This window comes from Burkholderia sp. MSMB1588, from assembly GCF_001546925.1.
In the GTDB taxonomy this organism is placed as follows: domain Bacteria; phylum Pseudomonadota; class Gammaproteobacteria; order Burkholderiales; family Burkholderiaceae; genus Burkholderia; species Burkholderia humptydooensis.
Genome location: NZ_LNJS01000004.1, coordinates 151208 through 168584 on the forward strand (window position 1 = coordinate 151208; position 17377 = coordinate 168584).

Sequence of the window (17377 nt, forward strand, 5' to 3'; positions counted from 1 at the left end):
GAAAACCTTTGAATTCAAAGTGATGTCCGTGATTTGTCATACACGGGGCATTCCGGTGTCTGACATCGCATCCCAATGCCGACATGCTTTTCCGGGTGATTTCGAATTCTCCGCTCGAACTGAGTATCGCTTTGTCACACGCGAGAGAGCCATAGCAGGCTTGCGAATGAGCTGCCTTTTCGCCACTGGGTGTCAGACAAATATCGCGCGCCTGTCTGACGACGCAGCGCAATATTGTCATGGCTTCCATCGTTTCACCCAATTCATTCGGCATCCGAATCATGTGCTTTTTCTGCGATTTTGTCTGACCCGCAATAGCCGGCCACGTGCGAGTGTGGCGCCGCTGCGATCCCATCCTGTCGGCGCTAAATCGCGTAGGTGTCTGACACGCCGAACCGTCGCGCCGCAAGGCGCGACACACCGCAACAACGTTGCATGGTGTGTGACGAGCTTGGAAGGGGGCGGGGATTCCCCCGCCCCCTGTAGAGCTCGTAGCGTTCATCACTTCAGGCCTTTCCGGAGCAGCGCAGATTTCACCCGAGAAGTGCGCCGTCTCCCGCTCAAGGGAGCGACGCATACGGGTGGAACTGCGAGGAGCCGGATCGTAGCGAGGCGGGTGGATTTTCGGCGTCCGGCCTCGGAACGAAGTGGAGCAGATCAGTGCAACCTGCGCAGGAACGCAGCGAGCGGAAGCAGCACGGAAATTGCAAATTCGGCGCGGCGGTGGAAGTTGGAGAAAGGTGAGCAGTAGGTGAGGCGCAGGTGGACTGATGAGCATTGTCCACACATCCACGGTGCCGGACGAACGGCCGTGATTGAGCGGGATCACGGAGCCGTTCGCCGCGCGGAGTTGTCCACGCGTGGGCAACTCCGGGGTGGGCGCGGGGCGCGGTGGATTTGTGGTCAATGCGGCGTCGGGATAAATTTGGGCGACCGTGGACGATCGGCGTATCCGCTCGACGATGGTGTCGGGCGGAGGATCGAACATTTGCGGAATGCGTGCATTCCGCAAACTGGAGTGATGTTCGCGCGGGCCGGATTTTTACTTGGCGGGAGCGAGTGAAAATCCGGCCCGCGCGACGCGGCTGGCCCGCAAGACGGATGGCGGGCCAGCATGGAAATTCGGACGCGCGGTGGCGCGGCCGAACTGGCTGAATTTCGCGCGATCCACATATCCACGGTGCCGACCGGACGGCCGTGATCCGCACTGATCACGTGGCCGGGCGCCGCGCGCCGTTGTCCACACGTGAGTGTGGGCAACGGCGGGGTGAGCGCGGGGCGCGGTGGGTATGTGGATCGCGCGGGGTATCGAGTGCGGCAGACGGTTGCCGCGCTCGATCGGTGTTGCCCGCCAGCGGGCAACTGGACAGTGTTCGCGTGCGGCGCGCGAGCGGTAAAATGCGCGGCGAGGGCCGATACCGCGAAACGGAGTGACCTGAGATGAGTGAGCTATCGGAAAAACCGGCGCGCAAGCCGCGATCGCTGGATGAGGAGATCGCGAAGGCGGCCGCGAGGCTGAAGCGGTTGCAGGACGAGCAACGCGAACAGATCCGTAAGGATCGTGAGCGGAATCAGAAGGCGGTGCTCGAGCTGCTACGGTCGGAAGGACTGGACGAGATCCCGGCCGCGCGATGGAAAGAGAAGATCGACGCGATCAAGCGCGCGTTGGGTGTCAAGCCGCAGGAGCAAGAGGTGAGCAAGCCGCTGGCACAAGGCGAACCGGCAGACGCACCGGTGGTGTAAGTGTTGGGGGCAGTCTGGCGAAGCGCGGGTTTTGCGCTGAGCGAGACTGCCCCGTTTCATTTGCGCGCCGCGCAAACTGGACAACGTATCGGTCGCGGGCGGCCGGGTGATTGCGGCGCAGCCGCGAGCACCCGACCGCCCGCGACGCCACCGCGATCCGCAAGCGCCCGCATGCCGCCTACGGTCGTAGGGCGGCCGAAGGGGACGTACGTCTGCGTGAGTCCGTACGTCGTCAGACTTCGGTGCCACCGATCCAGAACGCCCCGAGATATGCGTCGGCGCCACCGGCGGCCGAGACGCATGCGCGCACGCGCGGCTCATTCAGTTGCGCGATGAGGCTGTTCAGCGTCTACGCTCCGTCCGGTGGGATTTCCGCGAGCGTCCGGCCGCACAGGTCACGCACGAATAGCGGCTGCTCGATGTCGGCGGTCGGTACACCGGTGACGTCAAAAGCCTTCACGCTCGAGCTGGTCAGGTAGATCACAGGATCCTGCCTATCGGCTCGAATAGCCGAGCCAGTCGAGCACCTCTTTGCCCTCGTATTCTTCGCGGTCGCCGACTTCCACGAGAAACGCGGCAAATCCGCCTTCGGCGTCGTGCTTCGCGATTTCGGCCTCGGCTTCCGCGCGGGTCACGATCCAGTCGCACGCTTCGTGATACGTATATGCCGGCATGGTGGCGTCCTCAGGTGAGTTGCACATGCGCGTCCTGCAGCGCGGCGGCCTGGACAGTCGTCAGGATGCTGGCGTCGATCGCCGCGTCTTTACGATAGATCATCAGCGCGTAGACATCCGCCAGCGCGCGCGCCTCGGCACACAACGTGGGGCACGCGTTCGGTGTCTCCGGTGTGGGACGGCGTTCACGCCAGACGTTGATCGCGGCCTCGATTTGCTCGATGCGAACCATTGCGGTGACGGCAATCATGACGCTCTCCAGAGAGCGCGCCGTGACTGGCGCGCGCGGTCGAAATCCCGATATGGGTCAGGCGTTCTGCAGTGTCAGGTCGGCGCGGATCCTGTCGAATTCGTGCTGCAGCATGTCGCGGGTGATGGTGTCAGGCGGCAATCCGGCACCACCATCGCTCCACGCCTGCATCAGGACCGGCTGACCTTCGAATTGTTCTGGCATGTCGCGCGGGATTCCCGGCATCGCGCCGACCCGGTTGGCGAGCGTGCAGGCATCTTCGGCGCACTGTTCGACACGCGCCGACACCTCGCCGTTCGCTGCCGCCAGCGCGCTGCGCACCTCGCCCCATGCGCTGCATGCCGCAAGGATCAGCGTACGACGCGAGATATGATCGGCGTCGGCAACCCTGAGATACGCACGAGTCGCGCGCATGTACGATTCCAGCCGCGCGACGAGCGCCTCACGCTCGACCAGTCGCGCGTTGTCCCGCACGGTGCGCGCGCGAGCGTTGACGCTGCTGGCATAGCCTGCAACGACATGCTGGATGCCGTCGTCCCACTTCAGCGCCGGGGCGAGATCGAACAGCGACCAAAGGTCGATGGCGTCTCCCGTGAACCAAAGCCCCGACTGCAGGCTGCCCAGCGAAAAGCCGAGGCGGTTGCAGACGTCCATTCCATGCTGATCGGCGGACAGTTCGCGAGCCTTCGCGATCAGGTCGTCAATCGTGCGCTTGATCTTCATCAGCGGCTCGACATAGAAGTACGCGCCCGCGAAAATCAGGGCGCTGCCGTGGTGTTGCCACACGTATTCGACTGCCGCCAGCATTTCGCTCGCGGACAGGGTGCCGCCAATCACTTGCCACTTGTTCGGGTGGTCGCTGTGGACCAGCTTGCCTGCGATCTGGGTGGGATTCATGACGTGCTCCAATCGGTGAAGAGGAGATTTCGCCGGTCAGTGGGACCGGCGACGAGGCTCGTTTAGAGAATGTCGTCGGGCATCTGATGTACGGACCGTGCTGCAGCAAATCCGTCCTGCCAGCTCGCGGCGAGACGCGGTTCGGCCGTGAAAAACTCCGGCATCGGTACGTTCGGGTAGGCGTCGAAGCCCATGTCGTACGCACCCGACGTCGCCTCGTCGAAAAGATCGTCCGCGTTGCGATCCCCTTCGATTTGCGCAAACGTGTCGAGAGCCCATGCGACACGAATCTCAAGCGCGTCCGGAAAGCTCGCGAGCGGACGGGAGTCATTCGCTGCTGGTCGGTCGACCGCGACGGGGCGCAGCATCGGCAGCAGGTAGGAGGTGGGGGCCGTCGTAGCTCTGAACATGGCGGTTCTCCTTAAAGGGGCATCGGGGACCATGCGCCGGGGGCATGGCGGTACAGGGTCACGCGCTTGGCTTGGCCCGCTATCACGGTTTCGAGACGGACTGCACGGACGTCGTCGTCCTCACGACGCCAGCGGTGCATCACGCGGATGTCCGCATCGGCATTGCAGGCGAGCCAGTAAGCGGCAATCCGACGCAGCAGGCTTTGCCGAACCGGGACACCTGCCTTTTGGTGGGCCTCGGGGGGTGCGGGGGGAACGCCCGCGTTGTGGGTGTGGCTGGATTGGTCGGGGGTGTTTGCGCTCATGGTTCCGTCCTTTCGTGTCGGGTTGTGGATCTGCCTTTCGGAGCCGCCTCGACGCGCTTTTAGCGGGGCGGGACGGGGGTGCAAGGGAACCGTGGAATACCGCAGCCCGCGCAGTTGGCGGGCGAGGATATGCCGCGAAAGTCCCTTGCGCGCCTGGCACGCTCCGCTATGCGTCGAAAGGAGGCGGCGCCGAAAGGCAGGTCCACGCGCTTAACCCGGCGCGAAAGGATGGAGCGCAAACACGGCTGTCCCCGGCCGATCCGGCCACACGACGCGGGGCCGCTCGCGGCACTGCGTCCCTTCGTCCGGCGCAAGCCGGGCGCTGAGTGCGGCCGACAGGCCGGGCAAGCGGAGCAGCGCCGGCACGGCGCGGCGGCGTCAGGGATGGAAGCCCGAAGAGGCGAGACTCGCGCAGCGAGGCTCGACGCAGCGCGACAGCCCCGGCCCGGAGCGCAGCGGAGGGAGACGCCCAAGACAACGGACTACGGATCGACCACCAGGACACGTTGCAGGCCGACGCCCGCGTGCGGCGACATCGGTGAGCCTTTACGGGAGAGGATGCGCAGGTACGCGCCAACGCAAACGGAAGCGACCCGCATGAGCTATCGGCACGAACAAAGCCCGCTCCCACAAACTGGCGAGCGGGGCGCAGCGGAGCGTTTCAGCCGACTCAGCTACGGAGTCGGCACCTGCACGGTCTAATACGGTCGGTCGTCGTCAGCGTCGGCTTCACGATCAGCTGCACCATCGGCATCGCTGTCGCGGTCCTCGGCATCCCCGCCGTCGGCGTCGGTGGGATCCGCTTCCTGCCGCCGATCCCACAGTTCGACGCTTAACGCCTCCGGATTCGCGAAATGCTCCGGCAGCCAGCCACGCCCCGCCATCAGGCGTTCGGCCTCGGTCGCCGCATCCGCCTTCGTGAGCTTCGCCAGCCTCATCCCCTCGGCGGGTGACACGACCACGCTGACGATCTCCACGATCCGCTGCTTCGAGACGTGATCGAAGTACGACGCCTTCGTCGGTTGCCATACGTTCGCAAAGTTCAGGCCGAGAGCCGGAATCAGTGCGTTGATCGCGTGCGGCCGCTCGTTGGCGGACACGCCATCGACACTCGATGCGACGTATTGCGCGAGGATGAGCAGCAAGCGCTCGTCGGTCTGCTCGATCAGCCAGCGCAGCAGCGCGTCGCTGTCGTTCGGGATCACGCCAGCCCACATGCGACGCTGTGCGAGGTGCGCCGCACGGGCGAGGTCATCATCCAGTTCCGGCGCGTGCTTCGTGAGGTTATAGGACTGTTCGCGAAACGTCACGGCCAGCGCGCTTCCTTCGGTACTGTGGCCGTAGTCACCCGCCATCAGTCGGTGCACGAGCGCGGCCAGCGCGACGTGTGGCTGCTTCGCGAGCGCGGCGGCGACGGCTGCCGTGCGACGCGCATTCAGGCGTAGCGTCAGCTTTTCGGAATGCGGCCCCTTCGCGAGCTTCGCATCCGACGCGGCGACATGCGCGGCGTGACCGACCGACGAATCGCCGCCGCCGTTCCCGCTGTCTCTGTCGTCGTCGTCGTGAGCAGCGATGTTGGCCGGTTCCCGCGTGACGAGCCCGCGCTCGACCACCGGCTCGCCGTCAGAATCGAGCGTGACGATCGCCCCGGCGCGCGCCATATCGTCCGGATGATAGACGAGCAACGATTCTTCGATCTCATCCGAGCGCAGCGTCAGCGCGTCCTCTTCCGCGACCAACCGTTCGTAGGTCTCGTCGTCCGTGTCGTCGGCCTCCAGTTGCGTGGCGATCTCGGCAAGGCGCTGTTCGATCTCCACCAGTTCCTTCGCCGCCTCGTCGCAGGGTTCCGCACGACGCGCCATGAGGGAGGCGAATTGTGACCGTGTAACGTGATGGCATTCCGGCAACGCCTTCACCCACGCCCAGCCTTCGGCCAACACCGGCGCGCCGATGGCTTCCAGTTGTTCGGTCGCGATGCGCAGCATCAGCGCGTGGTCGCGATACCACGCGTCCTCGGTCGCGGAGAACAGATCGCGCCGCACGGCACCGCCCGCCGCTTCGAACGCCTCGACGCCGACGAATTTCGCAACGCGGTTGCTGACGAACGACTGTTCGTCGCGCACAAAGCGACGGCGGATCGTGTGGGCGTCGCGGTTGTACGGCTCGGCCTCGAACCACGCGGCCTCCTGCTCGTCGTGGCTGTCCGACAGCGCGAGCGCCTGCATCTGGTCCAGCTTGATCTCGCCCGCGCGAAACAGGTCGACCAGCTTCGGCGACACGCTCGCAAGCTTCAGGCGGCGTTGCACGGTTTTCGTGTGCACGCCGTACAGCCCGGCGATGTCCTCGATTGACCGTCCGGATTCGACCAGAATCCGGTACGCGTCGCAGGCGTCGGCCGGGTGCATCGGCTCGCGCATCTCGTTCTCGGTCGCCGACAGCAGCACGGCATCCTTGACCGGCACGACGAGGCAGCGTACCGGATAGTCGTCAGCGATGTAATCGTGTTCGAGCAGGTAGACGAGCGCGAGACGGCGGCGCTCTCCTGCCGCGACGCCGAACTTCTGCGCCTTCCTAGAACCGACCTTCATCGCATGAACGACGAGGTTTTGGAGCAACCCGCCGCTGTGCCAGATATTGAACGCAAGTTCCTTGATGCCGGTGGGCGGCACGCGCCGCACGTTGTAAGGGGACGCGACGAGCCGTTTGAGCGGAATGTCTCGCGTGTCGTCTGCCGTTCGGTGAGCCTCGGGGGGTGCGGGGGGAACGCCCGCGTCGTGGGCGAGGGCCGGGATCTCGGTGGTCACTGCGCTCATACAAGCCTCCTTTACGTCGGGGTGGAAAATGCTGCCATTCGGAGCCGCCTCGACGCATCGGGAGTGCGGGTGCGCAGGCGCTGCAAGGGCGCGCACAAGGCCGCAGCGCCGCGGCCGCAAGGCCCGGCGACCGGGCGCGGTGCGCGGCAACGCGAACCCTTGCAGCGACGGCGGACCGCACTATGCGTCGGGATGAGGCGGCCCGATGGCAGCTGATGCGCCGACGGCGGTGGCTGGAACGCGAGGACAGCGACCGGAGCCCGGACGTCGCCGGCGCCGGGCCGCACGCGCGGCCCGAGCGCGAACTCCGCGCACGTTCACGTGCGCGGCTGGCGGGGCGGCCAGCGCCGGGGCCGGGCGCCAGCGGCGGACGAGCCCCAGGAGCGGACAGCCTGTGATTCCGGCGCGCAAGGTGCCGTGCGCCGGCTGGACGAAAGGAACGGTGCGGATCGTTCGCCTTGAACTGGGGCGATGCATCCATGCCCACGCCGGCCGCTTGATGCCGGCGGCTGGGGCTTGCCCGGCGGCAGTGGAACATTCCGCCGTACAGGGACGGGCAACCGCGTTCCAGCGGCCACCCAGGCCCGCCGGGCCGGGCGGGTCGTGGAACATTCGGCCGGCGACCGCGCGTCAGTTCGTCGAAATCGCCAGCCAACGACCGTGCACGACGCCGGCCTCGAACGCCGCGATCAACGCGTCGCGGATGCTCCAGACCGAGCAATCGTGGAAATCGAGCGAATCGCGATGGCGCGTTTCCAGGGTGTCCAGCCCGAGATGCTCGAACGCAATGCGTTCGAGCAATGCTTCGAGTTCGTCCTTCGTCATGATGGGAGCCTCGTTGGTGGCAGGGCGCCGGCGACGCCGGCACCCGTGGATGGGTTATCTCCGTGCGCACTGGCCAGCCTGAAACGCTTCCAGCAAGGCATAACGAAGCGAAGCCGGCAGGATTTCGATCTCCGCTTCGGTGTCCCACACGTCCAGCATCTCGGGACCGAAGGCGTTCTCGACGATTGCGGCCAGAATCGCATCGATCAAATATCGGGGCATGCTGTTCTCCTGTCGTGCCGGCCGCAGCGAGCGGCCGGCCGGTTCGGTCGGGTCAGTGGAATTGCACGGCGCCGCTCAGACGCGCGAGCATGAAGGCCTGAAACCAGTTGCGGTAAAGCAGCGCAAAGGTGCCGTCCTCCGCGGCGTCAACCGCATGCATGAAGCGGCTGAAGTCGTCCGCGAGCTTGCGTGACAGTCGCGGCCCGATCGTGCCCACCGTGGCCGAGAAGTAGATCAGCTCGTAGAACGGGCCGGCGCCGGCGGCGATCGCGCCGTTCTCGTGCCACACGCCGCGGCGACCAGGCATTGCGATCGCCGGGTAGCCCGCGAGCTTCGCCAGCTGCTCGCGCCAGATGTGGAAGACCACGTAGCTGCCGGCGTGAAACTCGTAGGAGTTCATATACCGGTAGAACAGCCCCGTACTGATGCCGTCGGTGTGGTCAGGAAAATGCGGCACGCCGTAGAAACGCACGGCGAACGGGTCGAGCGGGTCGCCGTTGAGGTCGAAGCGCGGTTCGTCGATTTCGGTCAGGCCGCAATAGGCGGTAATCTTGAGTCCCATGATGGTGTCCAGTGTGAAATGTGAGGTAAGGGTCATGCGGCGGCCTGGGCCGGCGCCGTCAGGCGCGCCTTGGCGGCCGCAAAATACGTCGCGTCCAGTTCGATGCCGATATACCGGCGGCCGAGCTCGCGCGCGGCAACGCAGGTCGAACCGGATCCCGCGAACGGATCGAGCACGGTTTCGCCCGGCTGCGTGAAGGCGGCAATCAGTGTGCGCAGTGCGGGGACCGGTTTTTCGGTCGGATGGTGGCGATTGCCGCTGTACGGAAACGGCATGACGTCGGCGATCGGCTCGGCCGGCGCTGCGGGCCGGCCCTTGGCGAGCAAGTAGGCCGATTCGTGCTGGTACTTCACGAGGCCGGCCTTCGACGCGTAGGACTTCGTAAACACGAAGTGGCCGGCGACACGGAAGCCGGCGGCCTTCCAGGCGTCGAAAAACAGGTCGACCTTGTTCCAGCCGTAGAACGAAATGCACACCGCGTCGCGCTTCAGCACCCGGAACATTTCGGCGAACGCCGGCGCCAGCCAGTCGCCGTTGACGTCGTTGGCGATCGAGCGGGCGCACCGATCGCGGAAGTTCACGAGGTAGGGTGGGTCCGTCACAATGCAGTCGACGGATTCGGGGGCGAGTTGGGGCATGGCGACCAGGCAGTCGCCGTTGTACAAATAGCTCACGGTCAGCTCCTCAGAGTTGGGATGAAGGGCAGCCGGAGCACCGCCAGAACGATGTGGCTCGCATACCGTGCTACCCGGAGCTGGCGAGCGCCCGCCGGGGAATGGCGGGCAAGGGGAGCGTGGAATACCGCAGCGCGCCCCCGCGCGCAAGGATATGCCGCGAAAGCCCCTTGCAGGAGCGAGGCGCCGTGCGACGCTCGTCGCGCACGGGCGAAGCGGTCCGGCCGCCAGGACACGGCGGGCGAACGTGGGCTCCGGGTTCAAAGGTCGACGGCAATGAGATGCAGGTGGGTGTGGACGCTTCCGCGGGAGGTCGCGGACCGGAGGCGCTGCGCCCCGGTCATGAGCGCCGCGGCGACCGCCGACCGCGCGGCGCGATCGCGATTCCGTCAGCGCGGCCGCGAGAGCGGCCGCCGCGCGAAATTGCCCGAAATGAGCAGGGCTGGGACAGTCGGCGCCGGCTTCAGAACAGCGGCAGTTGCTTCGCCTCGAGGCGTTCGTCGCGGCGTTGCGCGTAGACATCCGTCGAGAGCAGCGCGATCGACACTGCTTCCGGGTCATCGGCGATCGCGCCGGCCGGATCGTCAGCACGGTGGGGCTCAATGCCGGCACCGATCCGCTCGAATTCCGCACGCGTTTTCGCCAAAAGCGCACGCGCGGCGTGTTCAGGCAGCGCGCACGCGACCGACGCGTAGCATCCGTCAAAGAACCGCGTCACCGCGTAGCGTTCGCCGCCACCGTGCATCGGCCGGTACACAGTCAACTCGACACATTCGGTGCCCCATCGACCGTTGCTCCAGCTCACCATGCCGCAGGACGTCAGGCCGCAATCGGCAGCGATCGCCGCGCCAGTCGCAACGAGCCTCGCGTGCGCGCGATCGACCGTGCGATGCAGGTTCGGCATGTTCAGGAAGAGCTGTTTCATTTTGCAGTCCGGATCGGGCGCGGGCAGCCGGACCATGGTGGCCGACCGCTCGCGAGAGGAGGAGAAGCGCATCGGCCGCTTGCGGCAGGCGCTCCGTCAGTGGACATCGCGCCGCACGAACAGGCGCGAAGCCGTGGCCGATCGGGGAAAGCCGTGAGTGTTGGTCATTTCGGCAAGCATCGTCTCGACGTCCACGTGGACGTTGGATCCCGATCGATAGCTGCCTGTCCGATGGACACCGATCACCTCGAGCAACTGCAGGTGACCGGAGCGATATTCGGCGACAGTCATCGTGGCGCGAACGTCCGGTGCCAGATAATCCGCGTAGCGCAAAGCGAGGCGCGCAAGCGCCTGCTCAACCGCGCGATCGCTAAACTGTCGCCTCAGCGCGATCCGATCTGCAGCGAGGCGGACCGTCTGCCACCCAGTCGAAGCCAGCATGAAGTGTTCTACACGCTCGACCCTGCCGCCGTCGGCCAGACGCGTGGCCTGCATCGGCATCACGAGTCGAGCCACCTGCCGGTCGCGCGGGCCGTCGGTCCAGCCGATCGTCAGCTGAGTGCTGTGCTCCTTCAGCGCGGCGGACACTACGAACGACGTTGCGGGGAAGGCTTCGCGCAACACCGTCTGCACCAGCTGCGTGGTTTCGACGAGCGTCAGCGTGTCTGCCAGCACGGCGGGATGGGTGGCTACGTCCGAACTGGCTCGCGTGCAGACGGGTTCGGAGATGTGAGTACGGCGATCTGCAATGTGGTGGAACATGATCGACCTCGAATGATAGTGAACGGGACGATGTCAGGCGAGGGCGCCGGCGGTGACCGCCGGCGCTTTCGGGTTAGCCCTTAAGCTTGCGCATCTCTTCCGCGAGCACCCACATAGCGCGATTCAGACGCAGGTCTTGATCGATACCGGTGACGCTGCGCGTCGACATCCGGCGACCGGCTTTCGTGCGGCCCTGCAGACCACCCTTGATCACGTTCTCCTGCACCCGCTGGAACGTGGTCCAGAGATCGGAGCGCTGGTCTTCGGAGCGGCGGGCACGGAGCAGCTGTTCCTCGGTGATCGGCGCGGGCGCGTCGGTCACGTCATAGCGAACCGCAAGCGCCGCGCGCGCGAAAGCCAACTGCTCCCCCTGATCGAGCTGCACGGCCTGCATCTTTTCCTTGCATTCGCGGATCAAGTCGAAACCGTCAAGTACCTCGTGTGCGCCGTTGACGACGTGGTTGACGACGTCGCCCTTGTGCGGCACGCGGATATCGTGCGTCTTGTCGCCGAACACGAGGCCGTTCTGGCAAACGAAGCGGAAGTAGCCTGCCAGCATCTGGTAGCTGCTCGACCCGTCGTGCGAATTCAGCAGGATGATTTCGGGCGTTTCGGCCGACGCCACCTGCGTCGCGTGACGCAGTCGAAGCATGTGCTTCGTGTGTTCGCGCTTCGCGTCGACGCGCACGCGGGTCTGGCAAACCATGAAGGGCTGAAACCCTTCGGCGCGCAACTTCGTCAGGAGCTCGATGGTCGGGATGTACGTGTAGCGGTCGGACCGAGAGTCGTGCTTGTCGGCCGCAAAGATCGACGGCGCGACGCGGCGGATTTGCTCGTCGTCCAGGGGCGTGTTCGAGCGAAGGATCGGGGCGTTGTAGCCAAACTTGGTTGCGAGTTGCATGGTTGTCTCCGTTGAAGATTCAGGTTCGATGCGAGTCGTTCGGGAATTCGCCGGTGTCCGTCAACACCAGACGACATGGTCGTAAGCGACAGTGCGTCGGTAGTAGTTCCGTCCATCCCACGGCGTGTACGTGTATTCCATGTACGCACATTGCAGGACTACTATCCAATGGTGCAGTCGATTCGTTTCCATCGTGACCTCCATCTGCGGTTGGGGTGCATTTCAGGCCGACCGGGACCCAAGATTCCGAGTCCCCACGTAGGGGTTGTGCCGGTGCTGCCTGGACTTCGGCAGAACTGCTGCCGCCAGTCCCCTGAGTTCGTCGTCCCGCGACTGAAGGAGCCTGCCGGCGGGCGCGTTCATGGGCAGTCGCAAAGCCGCATGCGGAGCGCAAGCCCGAAGGGCGAGCACCGAACGGGTGCCGCGGCCGGCGAAGCGCACCCTTGAACGCGCCCGCCGGTGGGCTACGGTCGCGTTTGGGACGGCGAGCTCAGGGGACTGGCGGTATGCGGAAAGTTGAGACAGCACCGGCTCGCCGCGCGGCGAGCGCCCTTTCTCGCGGCCTCGGCCGCGAGACTGGACAGGTATGTGCCGCGTGTCGCGGTCGTTTGCGACACGCGGTTGCGCTATGCTTTGGCGTGATCGTGTGAAATCAGAGACGAGTCGATGCTCATTCGAGAACAGGGAAACCTCATCAAGGTGCTGCGCGTCGAGCCTCCCAAGCAGCCCCGCCCCGGTTGCGCCGGCGCGAACACGTGCTCGGCACGTTTCGCGCCGATGAACCGATACCGCCTGCGCTACTCGACGAGTTGACCCGCGACGAGCGCAAGGCGCTCGCGCGCTGGCTCGCGGTCTACCGGGAAAGCCAGGCGCGCACGCAGGCTCGCCCAGTGCTCGCCGGCGCACCGGCGCAGCTCGAGTCGCTTGTCAGGGCACTTGAGGTGGCGACCGACACGCTGTCGGCCGCCGACGCGGACCAGTTATGGGCTCAGTTGCAGGCGATCGCGCGCACATTGAAGCGCGCGGGTCTTCCGCGGCCGCGTGCGGCACGCCGGCCGCCGGCGCCGCTGCCCGGGAAGCAGGATTTCTTCGGCGAATACGACGAGCTCGAGCGGGCGGCCGAGCAATGAGCGCATTCCACGCGAGAACTCGCACCATGCATCCACACCGAATCGTCGAAGACGCTGGCCGCGCACGGTTCCCGGCTCGCCGGGCCGATGATCAGATCACGCGTTTGCCAGGATGGCGACGTTGGATCGCGCGGATTTTCCGTGGCTTCACGAAGATGCCAAGGTCCATTGAGGACCTGGTGAGAGATCATCATGTCGAGTCGACACAGACCGTCTCCACGACGCCCCGATCCTGCGCGCGCGCCGCGGCACGGATCTACGTCGTCGGCTTCGATCGCTATTGCGACGAAGTAAGGGCGACCAGTGCCGAAGCGGCACGACGGCAAAAGATCTATGCCGAGCACGAGCGTCGCCTCGAGCTCCGACGCCGACAACGCGAAGCCGAGCAACCGGGATCCGGGTTCAGTGTGGGGACGCTGGTTGCGGGCATCATCATCGGCATGATTATTTTTTTCACGGTGCCCAGAAAGGGAACGGCGATGGCCATATATTCGTTCCCTCTCGCCTTTACCCGTGGCGGCTACGGCCAGGCGATCAGCGCTTCGGCAAATCGAGGCGTCCCGACAGCACCGCTGCGGCGAGCTCAGCATCGCTTATATCCATGATTCGGTCGATCGTGCCCTGCGACAGTTCGTCAACCAGCGCAAGAATCTCGCCCTGCAGCGCTGACAGTTGGTCCGCGCGGGCCGTCAGATGCGCGAGCATTTCGCGCTGCTCCGGCGTCGTCGCTTCCGCCTGCCAGCGCTGAATCTGCTCGCGTTGAAACGACAAGAGATCCCGGTGCTCATCGAACACCTGGCGCGCGCGAGCGCCACGTCGTTCATGGCATGCGGACGGGACCTGCATTGCCCAAGTTTGTCGCACGTGATCTGCGCCTCCATCAACTGTGCGCCGAACAACTCGAACATGAGTGGCAAGAGGCGGATCGGCCGCCAGACGGGCGTTCGCGATTTGGTGGTTTTCGTGTGGTGACTCCCGCCGGTGGACGAATGCGCGTGACATTGCCGGCTAGGCTGGCCGGCGTCGACGATGGGCTCGATTGTATCGCGTGGCCGCGGCACGCCAAATCGTGTGCGGGACTGGATGTCCTACCCGCAAGCCACGCAGTCCTGAGCAATGCGCTTCCGTTCGCCGTGCGATAATCATGACTCTCTCAGGTTCTGGCGAAACCTCCCCGGTTTGCCGGAACGTTCGGGCCGACTTTTCCTGGTCGGCCTTTTTTTCGCCCGCGCAGTGATTCGATGCCGGCGGGCACCGGGTTGACCGTCGCTAACCGGACGATCCAGACAACCGGTTAGAATAGTCTGGTCATTGCGGAGTGCCCGTGTCGATAGCAGCCGAATCAAGGCGACGATCATCGACTTGCAGCGCGCGGTCGGAATTAGGACACAATATTTGACAATCGCTGAAGTTTCATATCATCGACGCTGCCTAAAATAGGCTGGCTGCATGTGCGGCAGAAAATTCCAGAAAAATATTGAGAGAAAAATGGTACTCAGACCACCTGCGCTCGGGGAGCTGACATATCGCGATCTGTACAACGCGATCCACCGGGGGCTCTTGCAGCGCAACCGCCTGCTGCGGTTGGACACGCCGCTCGGCCAGAACGCGCTGATTCCGTTGCGCGCACGCGGCTCGGCGCGGCTCGGCCGCGATTATCACTGGACCGTCGATGTCGCGTCGCTGCGCGGCGACACCGCACTGCTGGCGCTGATGCATCAACCGGTGACGTTGTGGCTGCAACAGCCGAGCGGCCCGTATGACGATGCGGTGTATCGCCCGGTCCACGGCTTCGTGCATAAGGTCGGCTACCTGGGCGGGGACGGTGGACTATCGACGTACCAGCTCGAATTCTCGTCGGCGCTGGTGTTCCTGGGCCGCACGCATAACGACGAAGGCTGGCTCGAAAAGACCGCGCAAGAAATCGTATCGGACCTCTTGAATCGCTATCCGCAGATGCAGGGCCGATTCCGCTTCAACCTCGACCGTGAGCCCGTGGTACGCTCGTGGTGCCGACAAAGCGAAACGGATCTGCACTTCTTCCACCGGCTGCTCGAGGACGAAGGCTGGTATTGCTACTGGGTGCATGAGCCAGTGCGCGATGGCGAGACGCCCAAGACCACGCTGGTCATCGTCGACCAGGTTGCAGCACTGCCCGACGCAAAGCCCGCCGACTTCGTTCGCGACGCAGGCGACGGCGAGGCGGTCAACGGTTTCACGCACTGGGCGGCGATGCAGACGATGCAGAGTCTGCGGTACGAGTCGAGCGCATTCGATTACAAACGCCCGAAGTCCCGCTTTGAAGCGGCGAGTACGCTCGCGTCAATCAGCTACGTGACGGACGACGGACGGCACCAGGCGCAGCAGCATCGCATTCCGAACGTGCCGATGACGGTCTATGAGCCGACCGCGTACGGCTATCCCGATTCCGACAGCGGCGCGGCCCGCGCGCGCCGGCGCGTGCAAGGCTGGGATGCGCGCGCCCGGCGCTACTTCGGGGTTGGCAGTCTGCGCTGGCTCAATGCGGGGGCGCGCTTCGTGCTGAACGACCATCCGCGCCATCCGGAGCGCGACGACGCCGACCGCACGTTCCTGGTGGTCGAGGCGCGCTGGTTCATCGAGAACAACGTGCCGATCGGCCAGCCGATGACTGAATTCCCGCTCAGCCTGCGCGCGACGCTGGCTGAGCAGCAGGCGGCACACGGCGCACGCTTCGCGACGCCGGGCCACGCCGAGGACGGCACGGCCGGCTTCTTCGTGCTCGAGGTCGAAGCGCAGGATGCGCGAGTCGAGTTTCGCAGCCCGTTCGAGCACGCGAAGCCGGCGATGTCGATCGAGCACGCGCTCGTCGTCACGCAAGACGGCATCGAGGCCTGGTCGAACGAGCGGAATCAGGTCCGCGTCCATTTCGCATGGGACCGAAAAAACCCGGACGGCGCATTCAACGCGTCGCCGCTACTGTCGTCGATGCAGTCCGACACCGGCAACGGTTACGGGGCGGTGCACGTGCCGCGTGCGGGCGAATGGGTGCTCGTCGGTTACTGGAACAATGACTGTGACAAGCCCTTCATTCTGGGGCGGGCCAGCGGCGGCACGACGCCGGCGCCGTGGCATACGAACGTGCTGCTGTCGGGCTTCCAGTCGCAGGGCTTCGGCAACACCGGCGCGTACAACGCGTTCGTGCATGACGACGCGACGAACCAGGGCGGCACGCGGCTTATCAGCTACACGGGCAAGAGCTATGCCGCGCTCACCCAGGGCTACCTGATCCAGCAGGACGGCAACACGCGCGGCCGGTATCTCGGCCAGGGGTTCGTGCTGCATGCCGACGAATACGGTGCCGTGCGGGCGAGCAAGGGCCTGTCGATCAGCACGCACCCGAAAGCCTACGACGACGAGCAACTCAGTGTCGACGAGGCCCGCACGCAGTTGCAGAAGGCCGGGATGCTGGTGGAATCGCTATCGAGCGCCAGTACGACCGCGCAGGCCGAATCGCTGCAGGCGGGTCAGGACGCGCTTAAGGATCTGACGACGGCCGCGCAGCATACCGTGTCGGGACAAACCTCGGGCGGAGTGACTGCCGGCGGCGGCACGGGCAACGCCAACGGGTTCGCGAAGCCGGTGATCGTGGTCGCGACGCCCGCGGACTTTGCCGCGGTGGCGGATCGCTCGGCGCATGTGGTGGCCGAAGCAGAAGCCAACGTGATCAGCGGCGGGAACACGCACCTGGCGAGTGGCAAGTCGCTGATCGCGGCGGCTGCGGAGAAAATTAGCCTGTTCGTGCAGAAGGCCGGCATGAAGCTGTTCGCCGCGAAGGGGCCGATCGAAGTGTCGGCGCACACCGACGAGATCAAGCTTAACTCGGGCAAGGATACGTCGCTGTTCAGCAAGAAGCGGATCGTGATCGAGGCAACCGACGAACTGATTTTGAAGTGCGGCGGCTCGTATCTGCGCCTGACCAAAGCGGGTATCGAAGACGGCACGCGCGGCGCGCGCACGATCAAGTCGGCATCGTTCAGCCGGCAGGGGCCCAGTTCGGTGGCCGAGCACATGAACAGCCTGCCGACGGCGAAATTCAACGACCCGTACGTGCTGCGCAATCGCGTCACCGGCGAGGCCCTGAAAAACCACCCGTACGAACTGATCCGCGGGGACGGCACGCGCCTGACCGGTGTGACGAACGAGCTCGGGCAAATTACCGAGCAGAAGAGCGAGGATATCGAGAAGCTGGCGGTGCGCGCGTTGCGACCGACGCCGAGCGGCCCCGCGGCTTGAATCCGAAAA

The 17377-nt window shown here is 65.2% G+C and carries 19 protein-coding genes; 4 read left to right on the plus strand and 15 right to left on the minus strand.

What is annotated here, in order from left to right:
- Positions 1-1440: 1440 nt before the first annotated feature.
- Complete coding sequence (locus WS92_RS30165) at positions 1441-1743, plus strand: hypothetical protein (RefSeq protein ID WP_059928758.1); 303 nt, start codon at positions 1441-1443, stop codon at positions 1741-1743.
- 349 nt (positions 1744-2092) lie between these two features.
- On the opposite strand, the gene WS92_RS37050 is transcribed toward WS92_RS30165, so the two are convergent.
- The 14 genes from WS92_RS37050 to WS92_RS30220 all read right to left on the minus strand — a co-directional run bounded on the left by WS92_RS37050 (position 2093) and on the right by WS92_RS30220 (position 11963).
- Positions 2093-2227, minus strand: coding sequence for a hypothetical protein (locus WS92_RS37050; RefSeq protein WP_269435016.1), 135 nt, complete (start codon positions 2225-2227; stop codon positions 2093-2095).
- A 10-nt stretch (positions 2228-2237) separates the two neighbouring features.
- Positions 2238-2417 carry a hypothetical protein gene (locus WS92_RS36030; protein ID WP_059928762.1) on the minus strand — a complete coding sequence of 60 codons (180 nt, stop codon included), beginning with the start codon at positions 2415-2417 and terminating at the stop codon, positions 2238-2240.
- A gap of 10 nt (positions 2418-2427) precedes the next feature.
- Positions 2428-2667, minus strand: coding sequence for a DUF3717 domain-containing protein (locus WS92_RS30175; RefSeq protein WP_059928765.1), 240 nt, complete (start codon positions 2665-2667; stop codon positions 2428-2430).
- Positions 2668-2724: 57 nt separating this feature from the next.
- A complete protein-coding gene (locus WS92_RS30180) occupies positions 2725-3564 on the minus strand; it encodes a hypothetical protein (RefSeq protein ID WP_059928767.1) in 840 nt (279 codons plus the stop codon).
- A 62-nt stretch (positions 3565-3626) separates the two neighbouring features.
- On the minus strand, positions 3627-3974 hold the full coding sequence (locus tag WS92_RS30185; protein WP_059928770.1) for a hypothetical protein: 348 nt from the start codon (positions 3972-3974) through the stop codon (positions 3627-3629).
- 11 nt (positions 3975-3985) lie between these two features.
- Positions 3986-4279: a hypothetical protein gene (locus tag WS92_RS36925; RefSeq protein WP_231755864.1), complete on the minus strand. Its 294-nt coding sequence runs from the start codon at positions 4277-4279 to the stop codon at positions 3986-3988.
- 698 nt (positions 4280-4977) lie between these two features.
- Positions 4978-7092, minus strand: coding sequence for a ParB/RepB/Spo0J family partition protein (locus WS92_RS30190; RefSeq protein ID WP_231755865.1), 2115 nt, complete (start codon positions 7090-7092; stop codon positions 4978-4980).
- Positions 7093-7722: 630 nt separating this feature from the next.
- Complete coding sequence (locus WS92_RS30195) at positions 7723-7917, minus strand: DUF6900 domain-containing protein (protein ID WP_059928777.1); 195 nt, start codon at positions 7915-7917, stop codon at positions 7723-7725.
- Between the two features lie 54 nt (positions 7918-7971).
- Complete coding sequence (locus WS92_RS36035; protein WP_171845264.1) at positions 7972-8139, minus strand: hypothetical protein; 168 nt, start codon at positions 8137-8139, stop codon at positions 7972-7974.
- A 52-nt stretch (positions 8140-8191) separates the two neighbouring features.
- Positions 8192-8701: a hypothetical protein gene (locus WS92_RS30200; protein ID WP_059928780.1), complete on the minus strand. Its 510-nt coding sequence runs from the start codon at positions 8699-8701 to the stop codon at positions 8192-8194.
- Between the two features lie 32 nt (positions 8702-8733).
- On the minus strand, positions 8734-9375 hold the full coding sequence (locus WS92_RS30205; protein WP_059928783.1) for a DNA methyltransferase: 642 nt from the start codon (positions 9373-9375) through the stop codon (positions 8734-8736).
- A 463-nt stretch (positions 9376-9838) separates the two neighbouring features.
- Entirely contained in the window at positions 9839-10300 is a 462-nt protein-coding gene (locus WS92_RS30210) for a hypothetical protein (protein ID WP_242425368.1), read from the minus strand.
- 96 nt (positions 10301-10396) lie between these two features.
- Positions 10397-11062, minus strand: a complete 666-nt coding sequence (locus tag WS92_RS30215; RefSeq protein ID WP_059928788.1) for an LPD29 domain-containing protein — start codon at positions 11060-11062, stop codon at positions 10397-10399.
- A 73-nt stretch (positions 11063-11135) separates the two neighbouring features.
- The gene (locus tag WS92_RS30220; protein WP_059928791.1) at positions 11136-11963 is read right to left on the minus strand and encodes a DUF932 domain-containing protein; all 828 of its coding nucleotides are present in this window, start codon (positions 11961-11963) and stop codon (positions 11136-11138) included.
- A gap of 755 nt (positions 11964-12718) precedes the next feature.
- Between WS92_RS30220 and WS92_RS30225 the strand changes: the two genes are divergently transcribed.
- Positions 12719-13093, plus strand: coding sequence for a hypothetical protein (locus tag WS92_RS30225; protein ID WP_059928830.1), 375 nt, complete (start codon positions 12719-12721; stop codon positions 13091-13093).
- Positions 13094-13627: 534 nt separating this feature from the next.
- On the opposite strand, the gene WS92_RS36040 is transcribed toward WS92_RS30225, so the two are convergent.
- On the minus strand, positions 13628-13798 hold the full coding sequence (locus WS92_RS36040; protein WP_171845265.1) for a hypothetical protein: 171 nt from the start codon (positions 13796-13798) through the stop codon (positions 13628-13630).
- On the opposite strand from WS92_RS36040, the gene WS92_RS35425 reads away from it, so the two are divergent.
- Both WS92_RS35425 and tssI read left to right on the plus strand, forming a co-directional pair.
- Positions 13787-14065: a hypothetical protein gene (locus tag WS92_RS35425; RefSeq protein ID WP_141668132.1), complete on the plus strand. Its 279-nt coding sequence runs from the start codon at positions 13787-13789 to the stop codon at positions 14063-14065. The genes WS92_RS36040 and WS92_RS35425 overlap by 12 nt on opposite strands.
- 516 nt (positions 14066-14581) lie before the next feature.
- The gene (gene tssI, locus WS92_RS30235; protein WP_059928796.1) at positions 14582-17368 is read left to right on the plus strand and encodes a type VI secretion system Vgr family protein; all 2787 of its coding nucleotides are present in this window, start codon (positions 14582-14584) and stop codon (positions 17366-17368) included.
- Positions 17369-17377: the final 9 nt, after the last annotated feature.

What these genes read in the sequence shown, in the direction of transcription:
- WS92_RS30165 (WP_059928758.1), top strand. Translation starts at nt 1,441, where the DNA reads ATGAGTGAGCTATCGGAAAAACCGGCGCGCAAGCCGCGATCGCTGGAT.
- WS92_RS36030 (WP_059928762.1), bottom strand. Translation starts at nt 2,417, where the DNA reads ATGCCGGCATATACGTATCACGAAGCGTGCGACTGGATCGTGACCCGC.
- WS92_RS30175 (WP_059928765.1), bottom strand. Translation starts at nt 2,667, where the DNA reads ATGATTGCCGTCACCGCAATGGTTCGCATCGAGCAAATCGAGGCCGCG.
- WS92_RS30180 (WP_059928767.1), bottom strand. Translation starts at nt 3,564, where the DNA reads ATGAATCCCACCCAGATCGCAGGCAAGCTGGTCCACAGCGACCACCCG.
- WS92_RS30185 (WP_059928770.1), bottom strand. Translation starts at nt 3,974, where the DNA reads ATGTTCAGAGCTACGACGGCCCCCACCTCCTACCTGCTGCCGATGCTG.
- WS92_RS36925 (WP_231755864.1), bottom strand. Translation starts at nt 4,279, where the DNA reads ATGAGCGCAAACACCCCCGACCAATCCAGCCACACCCACAACGCGGGC.
- WS92_RS30190 (WP_231755865.1), bottom strand. Translation starts at nt 7,092, where the DNA reads ATGAGCGCAGTGACCACCGAGATCCCGGCCCTCGCCCACGACGCGGGC.
- WS92_RS30195 (WP_059928777.1), bottom strand. Translation starts at nt 7,917, where the DNA reads ATGACGAAGGACGAACTCGAAGCATTGCTCGAACGCATTGCGTTCGAG.
- WS92_RS36035 (WP_171845264.1), bottom strand. Translation starts at nt 8,139, where the DNA reads ATGCCCCGATATTTGATCGATGCGATTCTGGCCGCAATCGTCGAGAAC.
- WS92_RS30200 (WP_059928780.1), bottom strand. Translation starts at nt 8,701, where the DNA reads ATGGGACTCAAGATTACCGCCTATTGCGGCCTGACCGAAATCGACGAA.
- WS92_RS30210 (WP_242425368.1), bottom strand. Translation starts at nt 10,300, where the DNA reads ATGAAACAGCTCTTCCTGAACATGCCGAACCTGCATCGCACGGTCGAT.
- WS92_RS30215 (WP_059928788.1), bottom strand. Translation starts at nt 11,062, where the DNA reads ATGTTCCACCACATTGCAGATCGCCGTACTCACATCTCCGAACCCGTC.
- WS92_RS30220 (WP_059928791.1), bottom strand. Translation starts at nt 11,963, where the DNA reads ATGCAACTCGCAACCAAGTTTGGCTACAACGCCCCGATCCTTCGCTCG.
- WS92_RS35425 (WP_141668132.1), top strand. Translation starts at nt 13,787, where the DNA reads ATGCGCGAGCATTTCGCGCTGCTCCGGCGTCGTCGCTTCCGCCTGCCA.
- WS92_RS36040 (WP_171845265.1), bottom strand. Translation starts at nt 13,798, where the DNA reads ATGCTCGCGCATCTGACGGCCCGCGCGGACCAACTGTCAGCGCTGCAG.
- tssI (WP_059928796.1), top strand. Translation starts at nt 14,582, where the DNA reads ATGGTACTCAGACCACCTGCGCTCGGGGAGCTGACATATCGCGATCTG.